The organism is Pseudomonas sp. LBUM1671, from assembly GCF_059695685.1.
Map to the genome: position 1 here is coordinate 5,660,224 of NZ_CP166782.1, position 20,774 is coordinate 5,680,997.

The following is a 20,774-nucleotide window of genomic DNA, read 5'->3' on the forward strand; positions in this document are numbered from 1 at the left end:
GTGCTAACAGTCAGGTATGCAAACGCGCCGGAAAGCCGGCCAGAATCAAGTCAGGCGCGCCAACGCCAGCGGGCCAGGGCCTTGATGACTTTCATCCAGAGTTTGCGAGTGACCACCACGATGGCGTTTCCAGAAGGGGGTTGAGCTACGTCGGGCAACGTTATCTCAGCGGCTGGATCCAGGCAACCGGGAATTAGCTTGCGCAGATCGTCGATCACCAGCGTCGGCGACTCTTCCGAAATAGGCCGGCCATGGTTGTAGCCATAGCTGAGGGCCACGCACTTGACCCCCGCCGCTTTCGCCGCCAGCACGTCGCTGCGCGAATCGCCGACAAACAGCGATTGCGAGGCCGGAATATTGGCCATTTTCATCACGAAAAACAGCGCGGCTGGATCAGGCTTTTTCTGCGGCAGGGTGTCGCCGCCGATAATCCACTTGAAGTAACGGCCGATTTTCATCTGATCCAGCAGCGGCGCGACGAAGCGCTCCGGCTTGTTGGTGATCAGTGCCATCTCGACACCCTGCTTGTGCAGCCATTTGAGGGTGTCACGCACGCCTGGATAGACCACGGTCAAGTCATGGCTCTCGCTATAAGCCTCCATGAAAATCGCCAGTGCGCCCTCGGCTTCACCGTCGTCGACCGTCGAATGGTCGATGCCACCGGCCAGCGCACGGCGAACCAGCACCGGTGCGCCGTTGCCGACCCACTCGCGCACCGACTCGAGGCCGGCGGGTTGACGCCCGAGTTTGAGCAGCATGTTATCCACAGCCAGGGCGAGGTCGGGGACCGAATCGATCAGCGTGCCATCCAGATCGAACATCACCAGCCGCGGCAGACGCCCCGGGAACAGCTGCTCAAAGCCACTCATGGACGAGCCAACGCCAGTTCGGAACGCATCTTTTCAATCACCTCTTGGTAGTTCGGTGCATTGAAGATCGCCGAACCGGCGACGAAGGTGTCGGCGCCAGCCGCTGCGATTTCACGAATGTTGTTCACGTTGACGCCGCCGTCGATTTCCAGGCGGATGTCACGGCCGGAGGCATCGATCAGCGCGCGCGCTTCACGCAGCTTGTCGAGGGTGCCGGGGATGAACTTCTGCCCGCCGAAACCCGGGTTGACGCTCATCAGCAAGATCATGTCGACCTTGTCCATCACGTACTTGAGCACGTCCAGCGGCGTTGCCGGGTTAAACACCAGGCCCGACTTGCAGCCGCCTTCGCGGATCAGTTGCAGGGAACGATCGACGTGCTGCGAGGCTTCCGGGTGGAACGTGATGTAGGTCGCACCAGCCTCGATGAAGTCACCAACAATACGGTCCACCGGACTGACCATCAGGTGAGCGTCAATCGGCGCGGTCACGCCGTACTTGCGCAGCGCGGCGCAGACCATCGGGCCGATGGTCAGGTTCGGTACGTAGTGGTTGTCCATGACATCGAAGTGCACGAAGTCGGCGCCGGCGGCCAGGACGTTGTCCACTTCTTCACCCAGGCGGGCGAAGTCGGCGGAGAGAATCGACGGAGCAATGACGAAGGGCTGCATGACGCACCTTTTTTGAGCAGAATCACGATGGCGCGCATTGTATACCTCATGCTTTGACGCGCGCACTGTGACCGCGATGATTGGGCCTGCCTTCGATCAAATCAGTTACGGCAGGCTCTAGAACGCCGCTCGGTAGATCTTCTCGATATCGATGGCGCTCAACTTGCGTGGATTGTTGCGCATCAGGCGCTCGATCCCCGCGGCTTCCACGGCCATGGCCGGGATCGCGTCCTCCGGAACACCGAAGCTGCGCAGGCCCGGCGGGATTTCTACCGCGGCGCACAATTCGGTCATTGCCTCCACGGCTTTGTCCGCCGTTTCGTTGGCGCTCAGGTGAGCGGTCTTCACCCCCATGGCCTCGGCAATATCCTGCATACGCTCGACGCAGGCCATCTTGTTCCAGGTCATGACATACGGCAGCAGCAAGGCGTTGCTGACGCCGTGGGCGATGTTGAAACGCCCGCCCAGCGGATACGCCAGCGCATGCACCGCGCCGACCCCGGCATTACCGAAGGCCATGCCGGCCATCAGGCTGGCGGTGGCCATGTCTTCGCGGGCTTGCAGGTTGGACGGGTTGGCGTAAGCCTTGGGCAGCGCTTTGGCGATCAGCTTGATGGCGCCAATGGCCAGGGCATCCGTGATCGGCGAGGCGTTGACCGACAAGTAGGATTCGATGGCATGCACCAGCGCATCAACGCCACTCGCGGCAGTGACACTGCGCGGACAGGTCAGGGTCATTTGCGGACTGACCAACGCCACGTCCGGCAATAGATAGTCGCTGACAATGCCCTTCTTCAGTTGCGCGACCTTGTCGGAGAGGATGGCGACGTTGGTCACCTCCGAGCCGGTGCCGGCCGTCGTCGGGATGGCAATCAGCGGTGGGCCTTTGCGTGGCACCTGATCGACGCCGAACAAATCCTCCAGCGCACCGTGGTAACCGGCGTAGGCCGCGACGCTTTTGGCGATGTCGATGGCGCTGCCGCCGCCGAGTCCGATCAGACCGTCATGCCCGCCCTCGCGGTATACCCGCATGCAGTCCTCGACGATGGCGATTTCCGGGTCTGGCAGCACACGGTCGAAAATCTCGTAGGATCGATCGCCCAACTGCGCGAGCGCCAGCTCGACCGTGCCGGACTTGACCAGGGCAGCGTCGGTGACGATCAGCGGGTTGTCGACATCCAGGCGGGTGAGTTCGGCGGCCAGTTGCTCGATGGCACCTGCGCCGGTGATCAGTTTGTGAGCGATTTTGAAAGAGGAAAGACTCATCGTGCGCAGCCTCTTATAAATAGGGGAGCTGGGCACAATAGTAGCTGGGGATTGGGGTTTGTCTGCTATTCAGGCCATGAATGACCCAACATCCCGAAAACACCCTGAATCCCTGCGGGAGCGAGCCTGCTCGCGATAGCGGAGTATCAGTCGACATCAATAATTGAATGTCAGTCCGTCATCGCGAGCAGGCTCGCTCCCACAGGGGATGGTGTTTGGGCTTAGACCTGGGCGGTACGCAGTTTTTCGCTGCGGCCGCGCAGCCATTCCAGGGTCAGCAACAGGATCACCGAGAAGGCAATCAGCAGGGTCGCCGCAGCAGCAATCGTCGGGCTGAGGTTTTCGCGGATACCGCTGAACATCTGCCGAGGCAAGGTCGCTTGTTCCGGGCCGGCGAGGAACAGCGTCACCACCACTTCATCGAACGACGTCGCGAAAGCAAACAGCGCGCCGGAGATCACACCCGGCGCAATCAGCGGCAGCGTCACCCGGCGGAACGCCGTCAGCGGCGAAGCACCCAGACTGGCAGCGGCACGCACCAGGTTATGGTTGAACCCCTGCAAGGTCGCCGACACAGTAATGATCACAAACGGCACACCCAACACCGCATGCACCACGATCAGCGAGAAGAAGCTGTTACCCAGGCCCAGCGGCGCAAAGAACAGGTAGCTCGCCACACCGATGATCACCACCGGCACCACCATCGGCGAAATCACCAGCGCCATCACCAGCGCCTTGCCCGGGAAATCGCCCCGCGTCAGGCCGATCGCCGCCAGCGTCCCGAAGATCATTGCCAGTACCGTCGCCGCCGGGGCAACGATGATGCTGTTCTTCAATGCCCGCATCCATTCCGCCGAGGCGAAGAAGTCCTGATACCAGTGCAGCGAGAAGCCTTGCAGCGGATACACCAGGAAACTGCCCGAGTTGAACGACAGCGGAATGATCACCAGCACTGGCAGAATCAGGAACAACAGAATCAGGCCGCAGAGAATCCGCAAGCTGTAAAACCACGCCCGTTCGATGGGCGACATATAAGGACTCAGCATTTCATTCTCCCCTTAGCTCAGGCGCAGGCGACTGGCGCCCACCAGCCAGCTGTAAATCAGATAAAGCACCACGGTCGCCAACAGCAGCAACCCACCGAGTGCGGTCGCCATGCCCCAGTTGATGCTGGTGTTGGTGTAGAAGGCGACGAAGTAACTGACCATCTGATCGTTCGGGCTGCCCAGCAACGCCGGGGTGATGTAGTAGCCGATCGCGAGGATGAACACCAACAGGCAACCGGCGCCGACACCGGCATAAGTCTGCGGGAAATAAACCCGCCAGAAACTGGCGAACGGGTGGCAGCCGAGGGAGATCGCGGCACGCATGTAGGTCGGGGAGATGCCTTTCATCACGCTGTAGATCGGCAGGATCATGAACGGCAGCAGGATGTGCACCATCGAGATGTAAACCCCGGTACGGTTGAACACCAGCTCCAGCGGCTTATCGATGATGCCCATCGCCATCAGGCCGCTGTTGATCAGCCCGCCCGATTGCAGCAACACGATCCACGCGGCAACCCGCACCAGGATCGAGGTCCAGAACGGAAGCAGCACCAGAATCATCAGCAGGTTGCTTTGGCGTGATGGCAGGTTCGCCAGCAGGTAGGCCAACGGATAAGCCAGCACCAGGCAGATCACGGTGATGATCAGGCCCATCCAGAACGTGCGGGCGAAGATGTCGAGGTAGATCGCCTGGTCAGGAGTGGCCGGGGCGATTTCGCCGAGGTCGTCGATGCGATGATCGACGGACGCCAGCAGGTAGTACGGCGTAATACTGCTGGTGTTGCGGCGCACCGCTTGCCAATAGGCCGGGTCACCCCAACGCTCGTCGAGGCCCTCCAGCGCTTCTTTATAAGAGGCCGGTTCGGTGGCGAACGGCAAGGCGCGGGCGGTTTTGGTCAGCAGGCTGCGGTAGCCGGCCAACTCCATGTTCAAGCGCTTGGACAGGTCGCCCAGGGTCTGATTTTTGCGCGCTTCAGCGAGGTCTTCGCTGGCCGCCTTGTAAACCGGTTCAGCGGGCAGGCCGCGGCCGTCCCAACTGGCGATGGCCGCCACGGTGCGCGGCATGCCGCCGACCACTTCCGGGTTACCAACGCTTTTGTAGAGCAGCGCCACGATCGGCACCAGGAACACCAGCAACAGAAACAGCACCAACGGCGCGATCAAGGCTTGTGCCTTCCAGCGGTTGATCCGCTCGGCGTGCTTGAGCCGCTGCTTCAAGGTGGGGTCAGTGCCCGCGTTCAGGGGAATGGCGGTGGCCATGGCGTACTCCGGAAATCTTTGATCAATCGTTGAAGTGGGAACGAGCTTTTGTGGCGAGCGAGCTTGCTCGCGCTGGGCTGCGAAGCGGCCCCAAAATTCTGCTGACAACTTCCAATTTTGTGAGTGCTGCGCACTCAAGCGGGAGCAAGCTCCCTCGCCACAAAAGCTCGCCCTCACAAGAGGGCGAGCCCTCTGGTTACTTCGCAGCCCAGGAATTGAAGCGCTGTTCCAGTTGCTCGCCGTTGTCAGCCCAGAAGCTGACGTCGATTTGCACCTGGTTGGCGATGTTTTCCGGGGTGGTCGGCATGTCTTTCAGGACATCCTTGGACAACAACGGGACGGCCTGAATGTTGGCTGGGCCGTAAGCAATGTTTTCCGAGTAAGTCTTCTGCTGCTGCGGAGCCACCGAGAACGCGATGAACTTCTTCGCCGCTTCGGCGCGCTTGGCGTCCAGACCTTTCGGAATCGCCCATGCGTCGAAGTCGTAGATACCGCCGTTCCACACGACTTTCAGGTTGCTTTCTTTCTGCACGGCGGCGATCCGGCCGTTGTAGGCCGAGCTCATGACCACGTCACCGGACGCGAGGTATTGCGGCGGTTGTGCGCCGGCTTCCCACCACTGAATGCTTGGCTTGAGCTCATCGAGTTTCTTGAATGCGCGATCCTGGCCATCTTTGCCGGCCAGCACTTTATAGACGTCTTTCGGCGCAACGCCGTCGGCCATCAGTGCGAATTCCAGGGTGTACTTGGCGCCTTTACGCAGGCCGCGCTTGCCCGGGAATTTCTTGGTGTCCCAGAAATCTACCCAGCTGGTCGGTGCGGAGGCCAGTTTGTCGGCGTTGTAGGCCAACACGGTCGACCACACGAAGAAACCTACGCCACAAGGCTGAATCGCGCCCTTGACGTAATCTTCGGATTTGCCGAACAGCGCAGGGTCAAGTTGCTCGAACATGTCTTCGTCGCAACCGCGAGACAGTTCTGGCGATTCAACTTCCACCAGGTCCCAGGACACGCTCTTGGTGTCGACCATGGCTTTGACCTTGGCCATCTCACCGTTGTATTCGCCTGCCACGATCTTGCCGTTGCCAGCCGCTTCCCACGGTGCATAGAACGCTTTGGCCTGCGCGGCCTTGTTCGCCCCGCCAAAGGACACCACGGTCAAATCCGGGCCCGCCGCCATCGCGTGTGCCGCACCGATCATGCCCATGACCAAAGCGGTGAATTTCAGGGATCTCAACATTTATTGTTCTCTCCACGTGCAGGGTTGGTGTTGGTGTAGCCGGGGCGATCAATGCGCCTCTAGAAGTGGGTCGAGCGCGCGAACGTGTTCGACCTGCCAGCCAAGCGGTACCACATCGCCGACGGCGAGCGCGGGATCGAGCTCGGCAATCGGTTGTTTCACGAAGAAGTCGGTCTTGCCGCAGACTTCCAGGCGAACCCGGACGTGGTCGCCCAGATAGATGAATTCCGCCACCCGCCCTGAGAAGCGGTTGACGCAGGATTCGCTGGAGCCGTTGAGGCTTACGCGTTCCGGACGAATCGACAGCGTGACCGGTTCGCCGGTCTTGCCGACGTTGACCGCCAGGGCTTCAACCTTTTCACCGCGACCGAGTTCGACGATGCAACGATCGCCGGTCTGGCTGTGCAAGCGGCCGTTGAGGCGGTTGTTCTCGCCGATGAAATTGGCGACGAAGGTGTTTTTCGGCTCTTCATAGAGGGTGCGCGGCGCAGCGATCTGCTGGATCTCGCCCTGATGGAACACCGCCACACGGTCGGACATGGTCAGGGCTTCACCCTGGTCGTGAGTCACGTAGACCACGGTCACGCCGAGGCGCTGGTGCAGGTGTTTGATTTCCATCTGCATGTGTTCACGCAGTTGTTTGTCCAGCGCGCCGAGGGGTTCGTCCATCAGCACCAGTTGCGGTTCGAACACCAAGGCGCGGGCCAGGGCCACACGCTGTTGCTGGCCGCCGGACAGTTGCGCCGGGTAGCGCTGGGCGAAGGCGTCGAGCTGAACCATGCTCAGGACTTTTTTGACCTTGTCACTGACGTCGCTCTTGTTCAAACCGCGCACGGTCAGCGGAAACGCCAGGTTCTCGGCGACGGTCATGTGCGGGAACAACGCGTAGTTCTGGAACACCATGCCAATGTCGCGCTTGTGCGGCGGCACGTTGTTGATGGAGCGCCCGGCCAGTAGGATTTCGCCGGCAGTCGGCGTTTCGAAACCGGCGAGCATCATCAGGCTGGTGGTCTTGCCGGAGCCGGACGGCCCGAGCAAGGTGAGGAACTCGCCTTTGCGAATTTCCAGGTTGAGGTCTTTGACGATCAGGTTCTCGCCGTCGTAGCTTTTTTGCACTCCACGAAAGCTGACCAGAATGTCACTGGCCCCTGCGTTTGAATCGACCTGGCTCATACCCACACCTTTTTTGTTGATGACTGCTGTGGACTAAGCCTAGTGGACGGTGGGGAGCGCGCAAATCGGGGCGCAGGAGAGAATCGCCTCAGTGGGATGGAAGGTTGGGGGTAGGGATTGCCCTACACGGATGGCGGGGATGGGTAGGTGCGGTGGCTAGCCTGAAGCTACAAGCCGCAAGAACTGGCAAAAGTAGCTTTTCAGGATGTCGCAAACGGATATGACGACGAGATCCCTGTGGGAGCGAGCCTGCTCGCGATAGCGGTGAATCAGGCAAAGCTATGCCGACTGACACGCCGCTATCGCGAGCAGGCTCGCTCCCACATTGGGACGGTGGTGGGCTTTAGAGAAGCTTGTGCTCCATCGCATATTTCACCAGTTCCGCCAGGGAGGTGATGTTGAGTTTCTGCATCAGCCGCGCCTTGTGGGTGCTGATGGTTTTGCTGCTCAGGGCCAGTTGCTGCGCGATGTCGTTGACGTTGGCGCCCTGGGCCAGGCGTTCGAACACCGAGAACTCACGCTCCGACAGCAACGAATGCAACGGCCGCGAATCGGTCAGGCCGACTTCGAAGACCATGCGGTCGGCCAGGTCCGGGTCGATGTAACGACCGCCCGCCGCGACTTTGCGAATCGCCGTCAGCAGCAGTGCCGGATCGCTGTCCTTGGTCGCGTAACCCGCAGCGCCGACTTTCAGCGCCCTGGCGGCCATTTGCGCTTCGTCGTGCATCGACAGCACCAAAATGGCCGGCGGATTGTTCAGCGCACGAATCCGCGGGATCGCTTCCAGGCCATTGACGCCCGGCATGGAGATGTCCAGCAATACCACTTCGCAGGGAACATGCCGCAGGGTCTCGAGCAACTGCTCGCCATTGCTCGCCTCCCCCACCACCAGCAAGTCCTTGGCCAAGCCAATCAACTGCTTGATACCTTCACGGACGATGGTGTGGTCTTCGGCTACCAGTACACGGATCACAGTCTTCTCCATTCTTTTTATATAAGAGCCAAGATCAATCGCGAGCAGGCTCGCTCCCACAGTGGATTGGGTGTGTATCAGCTATCTGTGCACCTGCCCGGATCCCTGTGGGAGCGAGCCTGCTCGCGATGGCGTCAGTACAGACACCACAAATACTTCAGGCCTCATTCACGGGCACTCGCACACTCAACGTCGTGCCCTCCCCCGGCTCACTCTCCAGCGACAACCGCCCGCCCATGATCAACACCCGCTCACGCATGCCGACCACCCCGAAGGACGTCGCCCTGCCGGTGGCGGGAACAAATCCTACGCCATCATCGCTGACGGTAAGACACAACTCGTCGCCTTCCAGCGTCAACGTCAGTTCAACAGTATGCGCCTGGGCATGGCGCATGACATTGGTCAGCGCTTCCTGAAGGATCCGGAACAGCCCAATGGCCTTGGCGTCACTGAGCACCGGCAGATTCTCCGGCACCTGAACCAGACACGGAATCTGCGTGCGCGCCTCGAAGCGCCGGGCCTGCCACTCGATGGCGGACGCGATCCCGGCATCGAGAATCGGTGGCCGCAACGCCGTCGCCACATCGCGCACCAGCTGGAACAGCTGCGCAATCAAGCGTTTCATGCTGTTCAAGCGCTCATTCAGACCCGGGTCGAGTTGGGCATAGGCCAATTCGCACATGGAGGTTTCCAGCTTGAGCACGGTCAACATCTGACCCAGCTCGTCGTGAACTTCCCGGGCGATACGGGCCTTTTCCTCTTCGCGCACGCTCTCCAGGTGAGCGGACAGCTCACGCAGTTGCTCGCGGGAGCTGGCCAGTTCCAGTTCGATGCGCTTGCTCTCGCTGATGTCCCAGACAATTCCGTCCCAGACATACGCGCCGTCTTCGAGCCGGCGGGTGATGGCCTTGATCTCGGCCCAGCGTTGCTCGCCCGAACGCGTGAGAATCCGCCCCTGCCATGACCAGTCGCTGTCGGTGTCCAGCGCATGGTCCTGAGTCTGGTGATAGCTGGCCTTGTCGTCCGGATGCACCAGGCTGCGCAGGCCTTTGTCGCGATGGGCCAGGGTCGCCGGCGAGTAACCCACCAGACTCTCGCTGCCCTCACTGATGTAGGCAAAGTCGATCTGCCCCGTCAACGGCGCCCGTTCCAGGCGAAAGACCAATCCCGGGACGTTGGCGGCAATTCCCTGCAACCGTGCTTCGCTTTCCTGCAACGCCGCAAGGGCACGACGACGCTCAGTGACGTCGTTGAGGTAAACCACCAGGTATTCACCCCCGCGAAAGCGCATGAAGCTCAACGAAACATCGGTCGGCAGGATGCTGCCATCGGCTCGTACACAGTTGGTTTCGAAACTTTGCGGCCCTTCTTCGCTCGCACGGGCGCGCTTCCACAGGTTCAGCCAGCGGTCCATGTGCAAGCCTGGCTCAAAGTCGATCAACGGCCGATCAATGATTGCGCCGGGCGGATACCCGAGCATGGTTTCGGCGGCGCGGTTGGCGTAGCGCACGTGGCTGTCCCAGTTGACCCAGAGAATGCCGACGGTGCTCTGATCGATGGAAAACTGGGTCAGGCGCAACGCCTCTTCACTGGCCTCACGCAGGGCAATGTCCTCGCGCGCCGCCAATAGACGCTGCTCCAGACTGTGCTGCTGGCGGCGCTGCCAGAACACGATGGCCATGCTGCTCAGCATCAATACCGCCATCAGCAGGCAGAGGTTTTGCCAGAATCCCCGGGATTCGGTCAGACGCGGGTACTTGGGTTGCAGCCATTGGTTGTGCAGTTGTTCAAGGTCTTTGGCCGGGATCGCCCGCAGCGCGCTTTCGACGATGCCGGCCAGTTCCGGCTGGTCCCGTCGCGTGGCGACCCGCAGCAATTGCGGCAGGCCAATGTCACCCACCACGACCAGCCCGGAGAACTCAGGCTCCACGGATAAACGTCCCAACTGCGCTTCATCGACCACGGCGTAACCAGCCTGCTGGCTCAGCAACAGCTGCAACGCCTGGCGCTCGATCGGTACGCCTTGCAGGTTCAGATGGGGATAGTTGCCGCGAAGGTAATCGGCCGTCGCGCTGGGCATGCGCACGGCGACGCGGGTCTGGCTGTCGAGTTTCTCCAGCTCCACCACACCAGCGCTTTTCTGATCGCTGACCACCAGTTGCGGCACTCGCATGTAGGGGTCAGAGAACTGCCAGAACCGCAGGCCGGCGGGGGTTTGAGTCAGCCCGGGGGCAATGTCGATTTCACCCTCGCGCGCGGCGGCTTCCAGTTGCGCGAGGTCGGGGAAATTACGCCAGCTCAGTTCGACCTTGAGGGCCTTGGCCAGCCATTTCATCAACTCGACGTTGACCCCGGACAAGCGCTGCAAGCGGCGATCGTATTGCGCGTAAGGCGCCTGCAACACCAGCCCCACGCGCAACTCGCCGTGCGCGGCCAACCACTGTTGTTGCTGGGGCGACAAGGCCGCGACGTGCGCCGGTGGCGCGGAAGCCGCCCAACTCATCAAGGGAAACCACAAACAGCCGATAACCCACAGGCAGCGAAAACGCATCATTGAAGTCTCACACACTGACAAATACTGACCAACCCATTAGGCTGCCGGAATAACTTCTGGCCTGGAATATCCGATGCCCCCTGTCTACCGCCTGGCATTGCCAGCATTGTGCCTGTCGCTGATCCTGCCTTGCGCCTTTTCCGTCGAGGCGGCCGATCCTGCGCCTGCTGCCGCGGAAAAACCCGCAGAAGAAAAACCGGTCGAACGCCAGCCACTGCTTGAGCGTAGTCAGGAAGAAGCGACTGCACTTGAGCGACAACTCCCTGCGCAGGAACAGCAACAACTGCAAGCCGGTGCCGACACCTTTCTGGCTTTGTGGAAACCGGCCAATACCGCCGAGCCCAAAGGTGCGGTGATTATCATCCCGGGTGCCGGCGAGACTGTTGACTGGCCGCAAGCAATCGGCCCCTTGCGCAACAAATTACCCGACGCGAAGTGGAGCAGCCTGAGTATCACCTTGCCGGACGTGCAAAGCGATGCCATCGCGCCACGCGTTATGGAAATGCCACCAACGCTCAAGGCCCCGGAAACCGGCAGCAAGGACTCGACTACGGCAGCCCCCATCGAGCAAGCGGCCGGTGGTGAAGCGGAAGTTGCCGACAAGGCCATCGCCGAAACCACCGAGGAGCAAGCCAAAGCCAATGCCGAGCGCATCTTTGCTCGCATTGATGCAGCTATTGCCTATGCCGAACAACAAAGCGCTCGCAGCATCGTGGTGTTGGGCCATGGCACCGGGGCTTATTGGGCCGCGCGTTATCTGAGCGAGAAGCAGCCGTCGCAAGTGGAGAAATTCGTGATGGTCGCGGCCCAGACACCTGCCGCGGCGAAGCCCGAGCTGGTTGAGCTGACGCCGACTCTGAAGCTGCCGACGGCAGACATCTTCTATATGGATAAGCCACTGGATCGCAACGCAGCGCTGGCACGAATGCAGGCCAGCAAGCGCTTGAAGACTTCGGCGTTCAGCCAGGTGTCGCTCAAGGCGCTGCCCGGTAATGCAAAGGCCGAGCAAGAGCAACTCGTGCGGCGGGTGCGTGGTTTGTTGAATCCGCAGAAGACGGCGGACTGACAGACCGCGTCGCTCCATTCGCGGGCAAGCCCGCTCCCACAGGTTTACATGTCGATAGCAAAAATTGCGTACGACTCAAATCCTGTGGGAGCGGGCTTGCTCGCGAAGGCGACATCACTGACGGCACATATCTTTGCCGCTACCGAAAATCCCGCCGCTCACGAATCAACGTGTAGGCCGTATGCAGTTCACGAGTCTTGTCGGTCGCCTCACGCACCTGCAACGCCGTTGCACCGCTGCCGGCAATCTTGTCCGGGTGATGGCGACTGAGCAGGCGTCGATAGGCACGCTTGATCTGCGCCGGCTCGCTGGTCGCCGACACCCCCAACAGCCGCAAGGCATCCTGATACGTCAGGGTGCTGCTGACCTGCGGTCGCTTGTGCTGATCGTAGTCGGCCGCCAGCGCCAGTACTTGTTGCGGCGTCCAGCCCAGCCACTTGCCCCACTGGGCCAGCAGTTCGCGCTCATTGTTCCCCGCTCGCCCATCGGCCCAGACCATCCGCCAACAGGCGCGCAACACGCCTTCGGCAGCATGAGGCTGGGCACTCAAGCGCCGTAGATATCCGCGCAAGCGGTCATTGCCCGACTTGCCACGATTGAACGCGGCAATGGCACGACGCTGCGCCGACTCGGTCATTTCCAGCGAGCGCATTTCCTGGCGGGCCTGCTGGATGTGGCCTTCAACCACTCGTCCATCGCTCTTGGCCAACCGTCCCAGCAACACGAACAACAGTTCATCGTTGCGCAGCATCGGACGACCGCCGAGCTTTTCCCGCAAATGCCCCCAGCTCTGCAGGTGCAAACGCCGATCCAGCGCCTGTCCCAACAAAGCGCCGAGCATGGCCCCCGGAATGCTGGCTATGGCAAAGCCCGCTCCGGCTCCAATCAGAGTCCCTGGCCACAGCATGTCAGCGTCTCGCTTCTATCAGGGTTTCAACTTCAGCCAGGCGTTCGTGCGTGCCGACATCCACCCAGTGTCCGTTCAGGCGTTCACCGGTGACCTGTCCATCAGCCATGGCTTTGCGCAGCAGCGGTGCCAGTTTGAAGGCGCCGGCCGAGCAACCGTCGAACAATTGCGGATGCAACACGGCAATGCCGCTGTAGGTCAGGGTGTCGGTGTCTGGCTGACCGTCACGCACTTGCCCGTCGACCAGCGTGAAATCGCCGGTCGGGTGATGCGGCGGGTTGTCCGCGAGCACCAGATGCGCCAACCCGGCGATGGGTTGATGCAGCACGCTGAAGTCGTAATCGGTCCAGATGTCACCGTTGACCACCAGGAACGCGTCATCGCCCAGCAAGGGCAATGCGCGGAAGATGCCGCCGCCGGTTTCCAGTGGCTCACCTTCCGGCGAGTACTGGATACGCAAGCCGTATTGCGAGCCGTCCCCCAGGTAACTTTCGATCTGCTGACCGAGCCAGGCGTGATTGATGACGATCTCGGTAAACCCGGCGATCGCCAGGGCTTTCAAGTGGTACTCGATCAGAGGAACGCCGCCGGCACGAACCAGCGGCTTGGGTGTGGTCAGCGTCAGCGGGCGCATGCGCTCGCCTTTTCCCGCGGCCAGAATCATTGCCTTCATGCAGAGGCTCCAGCACGCAGACTCAGCAGCAACACATCCAGCTCAGCCAGTTCAGGACGGCGGGCGATCACCGCGTCTATATAGGCAAAGAAGCGCGGCACATCGGCCAGGTAGCGCGGTTTGCCGTCGCGGTGGCAGATGCGGGCGAAGATGCCGATCACTTTCAGGTGGCGCTGCACGCCCATCAGGTCGCTGGCTCGCAGGAAATCTTCAAAGTCGGGTTGCACGGGAATACCGAGCGCGCCTGCTTGCTGCCAGTAATCTTCCAGCCAGATACGCACACGTTCCTCGGGCCAACTGAGGAAGGCGTCCTTGAACAGGCAGGTCACGTCATAGGTCACAGGGCCATAGACCGCATCCTGGAAATCCAGCACGCCAGGGTTCGGCTCGCTGAGCATCAGGTTGCGTGGCATGTAGTCGCGGTGCACCAGCACTTTTGGCTGAGCCAGGGCGCTGTCGATCAGCAGCTCGGTCACGTTCTGCCAGAGCATTTGCTGCGCCGAGTCGAATTCGATGCCCAGCTCACGTTTCACGTACCACTCGGGGAACAGTTCCAGTTCCCGGCGCAGTAATGCCACGTCATAACTTGGCAACGGCGCGACCATCGGCAATTGCTGAAAAGCCAGCAGTGCTTGCAGGGCATCCTTGAACAAATCGTCGGCATTTTCGCTGTCGATCACGTCGAGGTAAGTCTTGTTGCCCAGGTCATTGAGCAAAAGAAAACCGCGCTCGAGGTCTTCGGCATAAATTTTCGGCACATTTATTCCGGATTTCGCCAGCAAAAAAGCGATATCCACGAAGGGTTTGCAGTTTTCCTGGGGCGGTGGCGCGTCCATTACGACGAAACTTCTGCCCTCGCCTTCCCAGCGGAAATAGCGCCGAAAACTCGCATCACTACTGGCCGCGGTCAATGTGGCCGGGGGTACGGCGCCCCATCCCTGTTCTGCAAAGAGGGTTGCCAACTGCTCATCGAGCCAAACTTTCAGGTGTTGCAAACGTACATCTTGGTCAGGCATTGCAAGGGTCTCCGACGGCGCTAGCCGTCAAGCGGGTCATGCTTTATTATCCAGCATCTTTTTCAGACCATCGAGAGGCGTGCGGCCCACACCGCGGGCAGATGGCACGCAGGAAGCCCGGACTAATAAGATGGCATTGAAATCCCCCGCGTTTCGTAAAAAATTTCCGTTGTTGGTTACCGGCAGTCTGCTGGCCCTGCAACCCCTAGCCACCTCATTCGTGGTCGCCGCGGAACAGTATGACTGCTCAGTCTCTGCTTCGGGTGCCTGGGACTGTGCGCCAAAAGCGCCAGCGGCGGCATTGCCACCGCGTCCCGTCCATGAAGGCAGCGCAGTTTCCGCCACCGGCGAAGCTGCGACCGAGAGTGGCACCAGCGAAGACACTGGCGCCAAGCCTGTGCTGGTTACCGAGTCCAAAGGCCGCGGCCTGAAGTCGCGTAGTGCAGACTACAGTCACCTCGACTGGGTTCCGCGCGAGAACCTCACGGCGGCGCAACTGGCCGAGACCGGTCCTTACTGCTCTGGTTCCTATATCGAACCGATTCGTCCTGGCATGAATGACAAGACGGATAAAAGTGACGCACCGACCTTTATCGGCGCGAAAGCCTCCCGCTATAAGCAGGAAGAGCAAGTCGCGACCCTGGCCGGCGACGTCGTCATGCGTCAGGGCAGCATGCAGGTCGAAGCCGACGAAGCGAACCTTTACCAGGCCGAGAGCCGTGGCGAACTGAGCGGCAACGTGCGCATTCGCGACAACGGCGCGCTGATCGTGGGCGACCACGCCGACGTGCAGCTCGATACCGGTGAAGCCAAGGTGGATAACGCCGAATACGTGATGCACAAATCCCGTATCCGCGGTAATGCGCTGTACGCCAAACGTGCCGAAAACGCGATCATCCGCCTCAAGGATGGTACGTACACCACGTGCGAACCGAACAGCAACGCCTGGCAGCTCAAGGGCAACAACATCACCTTGAACCCGGCGACCGGTTTCGGTACCGCGACCAACGTGACACTGCGGGTCAAGGACATTCCTGTCCTGTACACGCCGTACATCTATTTCCCGATCGATGACCGTCGCCAGTCCGGCTTCCTGCCGCCGACTATCGGCACCGGCAGCGATACCGGCTTCATGCTGGTCACACCGTATTACTTCAACCTGGCGCCGAACTACGACGCCACGTTGTACCCGCGTTACATGAGCAAGCATGGCTTGCTGATGGAAGGCGAATTCCGCTACCTGACCCCGTCCAGCGAAGGTCAGTTAGGCGCTGCATACCTCAACGACGAGGACACCGATCGCAGCGGGCAGACCGACTACCAGAAAAACCGCTACATGTATAACTGGCAGCACAAAGGTGGCCTCGACTCGCGCGTTTATACGCAAGTCGATTACACCAAGATCAGCGATCCGTATTACTTCCAGGATCTGCAGACTGACCAGATTGGCGTGAAAAGCGAAGACTACGTCACCCAACAGGGAGCAGTGGTTTACCGTGGCGATAATTATGCCGCGACGGTAAGCGCCACGGCCTATCAGCTGGCGACGGTCTCGGCCATCACGCCATATGACCGCTTGCCGCAAATCACCTTCAATGGTGCGCTGCCGCAACATCCAGGCGGTTTGGATTTCTCGTATAACACTGAAATCGTGCGGTTTGATCGTGACCTGAAAAACGGCACCTTCACCAATGAAAACGGCGATGTCAGTGATCGACTGGATACACACGTTTTTGGGTTAGCGCGTGCTACGGGTGATCGTCTGAATGTCGCCCCAGTTATCAGCTATCCAATGAATGCAAGTTATGGTTTCCTCAAACCATCTCTGAAGTACCAGTACACGCAGTACCAACTGGACCTGGACAGCCAAGGCAAACGTGACATAGCCACGCAGACCGCTGAACAAGACAGACTCAACGGCACCTTCGGCTCCAACCAGAACCGTGGTGTTCCGATCGCGAGCATTGATAGCGGCCTGTATTTCGATCGCAATACCCAATGGTTTGGCAAGAACTATCGCCAAACCCTGGAGCCGCGCCTGTTCTACCTCTATGTACCGGAGGAAAACCAGGAAGATATCCCGGTGTTCGACACTGGCGAATACACCTTCAACTACGCGTCGCTGTTTCGCGACAATCGCTTCTCCGGTACCGACCGCGTCGGTGACGAGAACAAACTGTCGCTGGGCATAACCAACCGCTGGATCGAAGACAACGGTTTCGAGCGTCAGCGCATCAGTGTCGGCCAGGCCTTGTACTTCAAGGACCGCGAAGTCCAGTTGCCGGGGATCGATGCAAAAACCCGCGACGACGCGCACTCCAACGTGTCGCCTTATGCGCTGGAATACGAGTACCGCTGGAACCGCGATTGGCGCACCACGGCCGACTATAACTGGGACCCGGACAGCCGCAGCCCTCGCTCGGGTAGCGCGATGTTCCACTACCAGCCTGAAGACAACCCGAACAAGGTCATCAACGCCGGCTATCGCTATCGCAACGACCAGGTTCGTTACGACCAGAACACTGGTAAATGGTCGGTGGGCGGTGGTGACTACGGCTCCCCTGGCCAACCTGGCTATGTGAAGGACTACTACAAAATCCAACAGCACGACTTCTCGGTGATCTGGCCGGTCGTGCCGCAATGGAACGTCATCAGTCGCTGGCAGTATGACTACAACCGCAACCGTACCCTGGAAGCCTTCGGTGGTTTCGAGTACGACAACTGCTGCTGGAAACTGCGCCTGATCAACCGTTACTGGGTTTCTTATGACGAGTTCAGTCAGGAAGCTCCGGAAAACGAAAAAGGCGACCATGGCATCTTCCTACAAATCGTTCTGAAGGGTCTCGGCGGCCTCACCGGCGCCAAAGTAGAGAGCTTCCTCGACAAAGGCATCCAAGGTTATCGTGAACGTGAAGACCAAGCTTTCTGATTGTCTGCGCCCGCTAGTGCTGGGCGCGCTGTTCCTGGGTACCGCGGCAAACGCCGCGGTACAGTCCATCGATAAAGTGGTGGCCATTGTCGACAACGACGTGGTCATGCAGAGCCAACTGGACCAGCGTGTTCACGAGGTTCAGCAAACCATCGCCAAGCGCGGTGCCGCAGTGCCGCCAGCCGGCGTGCTGGATCAGCAGGTGCTTGAGCGTCTGATCGTTGAAAACCTGCAATTGCAGATCGGCGAGCGTTCCGGCATCCGCATTACCGATGAAGAACTGAACCAGGCTGTCGGCACCATTGCTCAGCGCAATAACATGTCGATTGATCAGTTCCGCGCAGCCCTGACCCGCGACGGCCTCTCTTACGAGGACGCCCGTGAACAGATTCGCCGCGAAATGATCATCAGCCGTGTGCGTCAGCGTCGTGTGGCTGAACGTATCCAGGTTTCCGAGCAGGAGGTGAAGAACTTCCTCGCTTCCGACCTCGGCAAGATGCAGTTGTCCGAAGAGTTCCGCCTGGCCAACATCCTGATTCCTACACCGGAGAGCGCCAACTCCGATGCGATTCAGAATGCGGCCAAGCAAGCGGACGCGGTGTACCAGCAGCTCAAGCAAGGCGCTGACTTCGGTCAGCTGGCAATTGCCAAATCCGCCAGCGAAACCGCACTGGAAGGCGGCGACATGGGCTGGCGTAAAGCCGCTCAATTGCCACCTCCATTCGATCGCATGCTGAGCACCATGACCGTTGGCGACATTACCCAGCCAATGCGTACGCCGGGCGGCTTCATCATCCTGAAGATCCTCGACAAGCGTGGTGGTGAGACCCAGACGCGTGACGAAGTGCACGTGCGTCATATCCTGGTCAAGCCAAGCCCGATCCGTGACGAAGCAAAGACCAAGGCCTTGGCTGAGTCGCTCTACACCCGGATCGAAGCGGGCGAAGATTTCGGCGAACTGGCGAAAAGCTTCTCGGAAGATCCGGGTTCCGCCCTCAACGGTGGCGACCTGAACTGGATCGATCCGAATGCATTGGTACCTGAGTTCCGCGAAGTGATGGCCAAGACCCCGCAAGGTCAGCTGTCCAAGCCGTTCCAGACCCAATACGGCTGGCATGTCCTGGAAGTCCTTGGCCGTCGCGCCACCGACAGCACTAACCAGGCCCGTGAGCAGCAAGCGATGACCGTACTGCGTAACCGCAAATACGACGAAGAGCTGCAAACCTGGCTGCGTCAGATCCGTGACGAAGCGTATGTAGAGATCAAACTCCCTGGTGCAGACCAGGCAGCGCAGTGAAACCCAAGCGTTTCGCGCTGACACCCGGTGAACCGGCCGGCATAGGTCCCGACCTATGCCTGCTGCTCGCCTCGCAAGCCCAGCCACACCCCCTGATTGCCATTACCAGCCGCGACCTGCTCCTTGAGCGGGCCGCGCAACTGGGCGTGGTTGTCGATCTGCTCCCTGTTGCGCCTGACAGCTGGCCGGATGTTCCGGCACCCGCCAACAGCCTGTATGTCTGGGATACACCGCTCCATGCACCGGTCACTGCCGGGCAACTGGATAAGGCCAATGCGGCTTTCGTTCTGGAAACCTTGACCCGTGCGGGCCAAGGCTGCCTCGACGGGCATTTCGCCGGCATGATCACTGCCCCCGTGCACAAGGGCGTGATCAATGAATCCGGGATTGCCTTCTCCGGGCACACCGAATTTCTCGCCGACCTGACCCACACCGCACAAGTGGTGATGATGCTTGCCACCCGCGGCTTGCGCGTGGCACTGGTGACCACTCACCTGCCCCTTCGCGAGATTGCCGATGCAATCACGCCGGAGCGTCTGGAACGGGTCACACGGATTCTGCACACAGACCTGCAACAAAAATTCGGCATCGCCCGACCACGCATACTGGTCTGCGGGTTGAACCCGCATGCTGGTGAAGGCGGTCACCTGGGCCATGAAGAAATCGACATCATCGAACCTACATTAGAGCGCCTGCGCGGCGAGGGCATGGACCTTCGCGGCCCCCTGCCCGCCGACACTCTGTTTACCCCCAAATATCTGGAGCACTGCGACGCGGTGCTGGCGATGTACCACGACCAGGGCCTGCCTGTGCTGAAATACAAAGGCTTCGGCGCGGCAGTCAACGTGACCCTGGGCTTGCCGATCATCCGCACGTCGGTCGACCACGGCACCGCCCTGGATCTGGCCGGCAGCGGCAACATCGACACCGGCAGCCTGCAAGTCGCCCTGGAAACCGCCTACCAGATGGCCGAGACCCGTATATGACCGAGCATTACCAACACCGGGCGCGCAAGCGTTTCGGCCAGAACTTCCTGCACGATGCCGGCGTTATCGACCGCATCCTGCGCTCCATCCACGCCAAGCCTGAAGACCGCCTGCTGGAAATCGGCCCGGGCCAGGGTGCGTTGACCCAAGGCCTGCTGGGCAGCGGCGCGCAGTTGGACGTGGTGGAACTGGACAAGGACCTGATCCCGATCCTCAACCAGCAGTTCGCCGGCAAGAGCAACTTCAACCTGCATCAGGGTGACGCGCTGAAGTTCGACTTCAACAGCCTGAATGCAGCACCGGGCAGCCTTCGCGTCGTCGGCAACCTGCCGTACAACATCTCGACGCCGCTCATTTTTCACTTGCTGCATAACGCCAGCCTGATTCGCGACATGCACTTCATGCTGCAAAAAGAAGTGGTCGAGCGCATGGCGGCAGGTCCTGGTGGTGGTGACTGGGGTCGCCTGTCGATCATGGTTCAGTATCACTGCCGGGTCGAACATCTGTTCAACGTAGGCCCGGGCGCTTTCAACCCGCCACCGAAAGTCGATTCGGCCATCGTGCGCCTGGTGCCTCACGCGGTGCTGCCGCACCCGGCCAAGGATCACAAGCTGCTGGAACGTGTGGTGCGCGAAGCCTTCAACCAGCGTCGCAAGACCTTGCGCAACACCCTCAAGTTGCTGCTGAGCAACGACGAAATCACCGCAGCCGGCGTTGACGGCAGCCTTCGCCCAGAGCAGCTCGACCTTGCCGCCTTCGTGCGCCTGGCCGACAAGCTCAGCGAACAAGTCCCGCCATCCCCCGCCGCCGACTGACAGGCGACGAACGTCATCGGGTAGGACACCAGC

17 protein-coding genes are annotated in these 20,774 nt (G+C 60.4%); 5 read left to right on the plus strand and 12 right to left on the minus strand.

Annotated elements, in window-relative coordinates:
- Positions 1 to 50: 50 nt before the first annotated feature.
- The 9 genes from ACA060_RS26250 to ACA060_RS26290 form a co-directional block, all read right to left on the minus strand.
- Positions 51 to 869: a phosphoglycolate phosphatase gene (locus tag ACA060_RS26250; RefSeq protein ID WP_497314054.1), complete on the minus strand. Its 819-nt coding sequence runs from the start codon at positions 867 to 869 to the stop codon at positions 51 to 53.
- Complete coding sequence (rpe, locus tag ACA060_RS26255) at positions 866 to 1,540, minus strand: ribulose-phosphate 3-epimerase (protein WP_008027088.1); 675 nt, start codon at positions 1,538 to 1,540, stop codon at positions 866 to 868. Before rpe ends, ACA060_RS26250 begins: the two co-directional genes overlap by 4 nt.
- Positions 1,541 to 1,657: 117 nt before the next feature.
- On the minus strand, positions 1,658 to 2,806 hold the full coding sequence (locus ACA060_RS26260) for an iron-containing alcohol dehydrogenase (RefSeq protein ID WP_109635298.1): 1,149 nt from the start codon (positions 2,804 to 2,806) through the stop codon (positions 1,658 to 1,660).
- A gap of 221 nt (positions 2,807 to 3,027) precedes the next feature.
- The gene (locus ACA060_RS26265) at positions 3,028 to 3,852 is read right to left on the minus strand and encodes an ABC transporter permease (protein WP_403107452.1); all 825 of its coding nucleotides are present in this window, start codon (positions 3,850 to 3,852) and stop codon (positions 3,028 to 3,030) included.
- A 12-nt stretch (positions 3,853 to 3,864) separates the two neighbouring features.
- On the minus strand, positions 3,865 to 5,112 hold the full coding sequence (locus ACA060_RS26270; RefSeq protein WP_497314057.1) for an ABC transporter permease: 1,248 nt from the start codon (positions 5,110 to 5,112) through the stop codon (positions 3,865 to 3,867).
- A 196-nt stretch (positions 5,113 to 5,308) separates the two neighbouring features.
- Positions 5,309 to 6,352: an ABC transporter substrate-binding protein gene (locus ACA060_RS26275; RefSeq protein WP_109635303.1), complete on the minus strand. Its 1,044-nt coding sequence runs from the start codon at positions 6,350 to 6,352 to the stop codon at positions 5,309 to 5,311.
- A gap of 48 nt (positions 6,353 to 6,400) precedes the next feature.
- A complete protein-coding gene (locus ACA060_RS26280; RefSeq protein WP_109635305.1) occupies positions 6,401 to 7,525 on the minus strand; it encodes an ABC transporter ATP-binding protein in 1,125 nt (374 codons plus the stop codon).
- 343 nt (positions 7,526 to 7,868) lie between these two features.
- Positions 7,869 to 8,498, minus strand: coding sequence for a response regulator (locus ACA060_RS26285; RefSeq protein ID WP_003210977.1), 630 nt, complete (start codon positions 8,496 to 8,498; stop codon positions 7,869 to 7,871).
- A gap of 157 nt (positions 8,499 to 8,655) precedes the next feature.
- Positions 8,656 to 11,052, minus strand: a complete 2,397-nt coding sequence (locus ACA060_RS26290; RefSeq protein WP_497314060.1) for a PAS domain-containing sensor histidine kinase — start codon at positions 11,050 to 11,052, stop codon at positions 8,656 to 8,658.
- Positions 11,053 to 11,125: 73 nt separating this feature from the next.
- Here ACA060_RS26290 and ACA060_RS26295 point away from each other — a divergent pair, with 73 nt between their 5' ends.
- Positions 11,126 to 12,118, plus strand: coding sequence for an alpha/beta hydrolase family protein (locus ACA060_RS26295; RefSeq protein ID WP_497314062.1), 993 nt, complete (start codon positions 11,126 to 11,128; stop codon positions 12,116 to 12,118).
- Positions 12,119 to 12,257: 139 nt separating this feature from the next.
- On the opposite strand, the gene ACA060_RS26300 is transcribed toward ACA060_RS26295, so the two are convergent.
- Genes ACA060_RS26300 through ACA060_RS26310 form a run of 3 tightly spaced genes read right to left on the minus strand, consistent with a single transcriptional unit; the run spans position 12,258 to position 14,714 of the window.
- Positions 12,258 to 13,025, minus strand: a complete 768-nt coding sequence (locus tag ACA060_RS26300) for a TerB family tellurite resistance protein (RefSeq protein ID WP_109635310.1) — start codon at positions 13,023 to 13,025, stop codon at positions 12,258 to 12,260.
- Between the two features lies 1 nt (position 13,026).
- Positions 13,027 to 13,698, minus strand: a complete 672-nt coding sequence (gene murU / locus ACA060_RS26305) for an N-acetylmuramate alpha-1-phosphate uridylyltransferase MurU (RefSeq protein ID WP_497314064.1) — start codon at positions 13,696 to 13,698, stop codon at positions 13,027 to 13,029.
- Positions 13,695 to 14,714, minus strand: coding sequence for an aminoglycoside phosphotransferase family protein (locus tag ACA060_RS26310; protein ID WP_497314065.1), 1,020 nt, complete (start codon positions 14,712 to 14,714; stop codon positions 13,695 to 13,697). Before ACA060_RS26310 ends, murU begins: the two co-directional genes overlap by 4 nt.
- A gap of 130 nt (positions 14,715 to 14,844) precedes the next feature.
- On the opposite strand from ACA060_RS26310, the gene ACA060_RS26315 reads away from it, so the two are divergent.
- From ACA060_RS26315 to rsmA, 4 genes are read left to right on the plus strand one after another with little or no spacing between them, the layout of a single operon-like run.
- Positions 14,845 to 17,643, plus strand: a complete 2,799-nt coding sequence (locus ACA060_RS26315) for an LPS-assembly protein LptD (RefSeq protein ID WP_497314067.1) — start codon at positions 14,845 to 14,847, stop codon at positions 17,641 to 17,643.
- Complete coding sequence (gene surA, locus ACA060_RS26320; RefSeq protein ID WP_497314069.1) at positions 17,624 to 18,940, plus strand: peptidylprolyl isomerase SurA; 1,317 nt, start codon at positions 17,624 to 17,626, stop codon at positions 18,938 to 18,940. The genes ACA060_RS26315 and surA overlap by 20 nt, the downstream gene beginning before the upstream one ends.
- Positions 18,937 to 19,926, plus strand: a complete 990-nt coding sequence (gene pdxA, locus ACA060_RS26325; protein WP_497314071.1) for a 4-hydroxythreonine-4-phosphate dehydrogenase PdxA — start codon at positions 18,937 to 18,939, stop codon at positions 19,924 to 19,926. The genes surA and pdxA overlap by 4 nt, the downstream gene beginning before the upstream one ends.
- Positions 19,923 to 20,741, plus strand: coding sequence for a 16S rRNA (adenine(1518)-N(6)/adenine(1519)-N(6))-dimethyltransferase RsmA (gene rsmA, locus ACA060_RS26330; protein WP_109635321.1), 819 nt, complete (start codon positions 19,923 to 19,925; stop codon positions 20,739 to 20,741). The genes pdxA and rsmA overlap by 4 nt, the downstream gene beginning before the upstream one ends.
- The last annotated feature ends 33 nt before the right edge of the window (positions 20,742 to 20,774 follow it).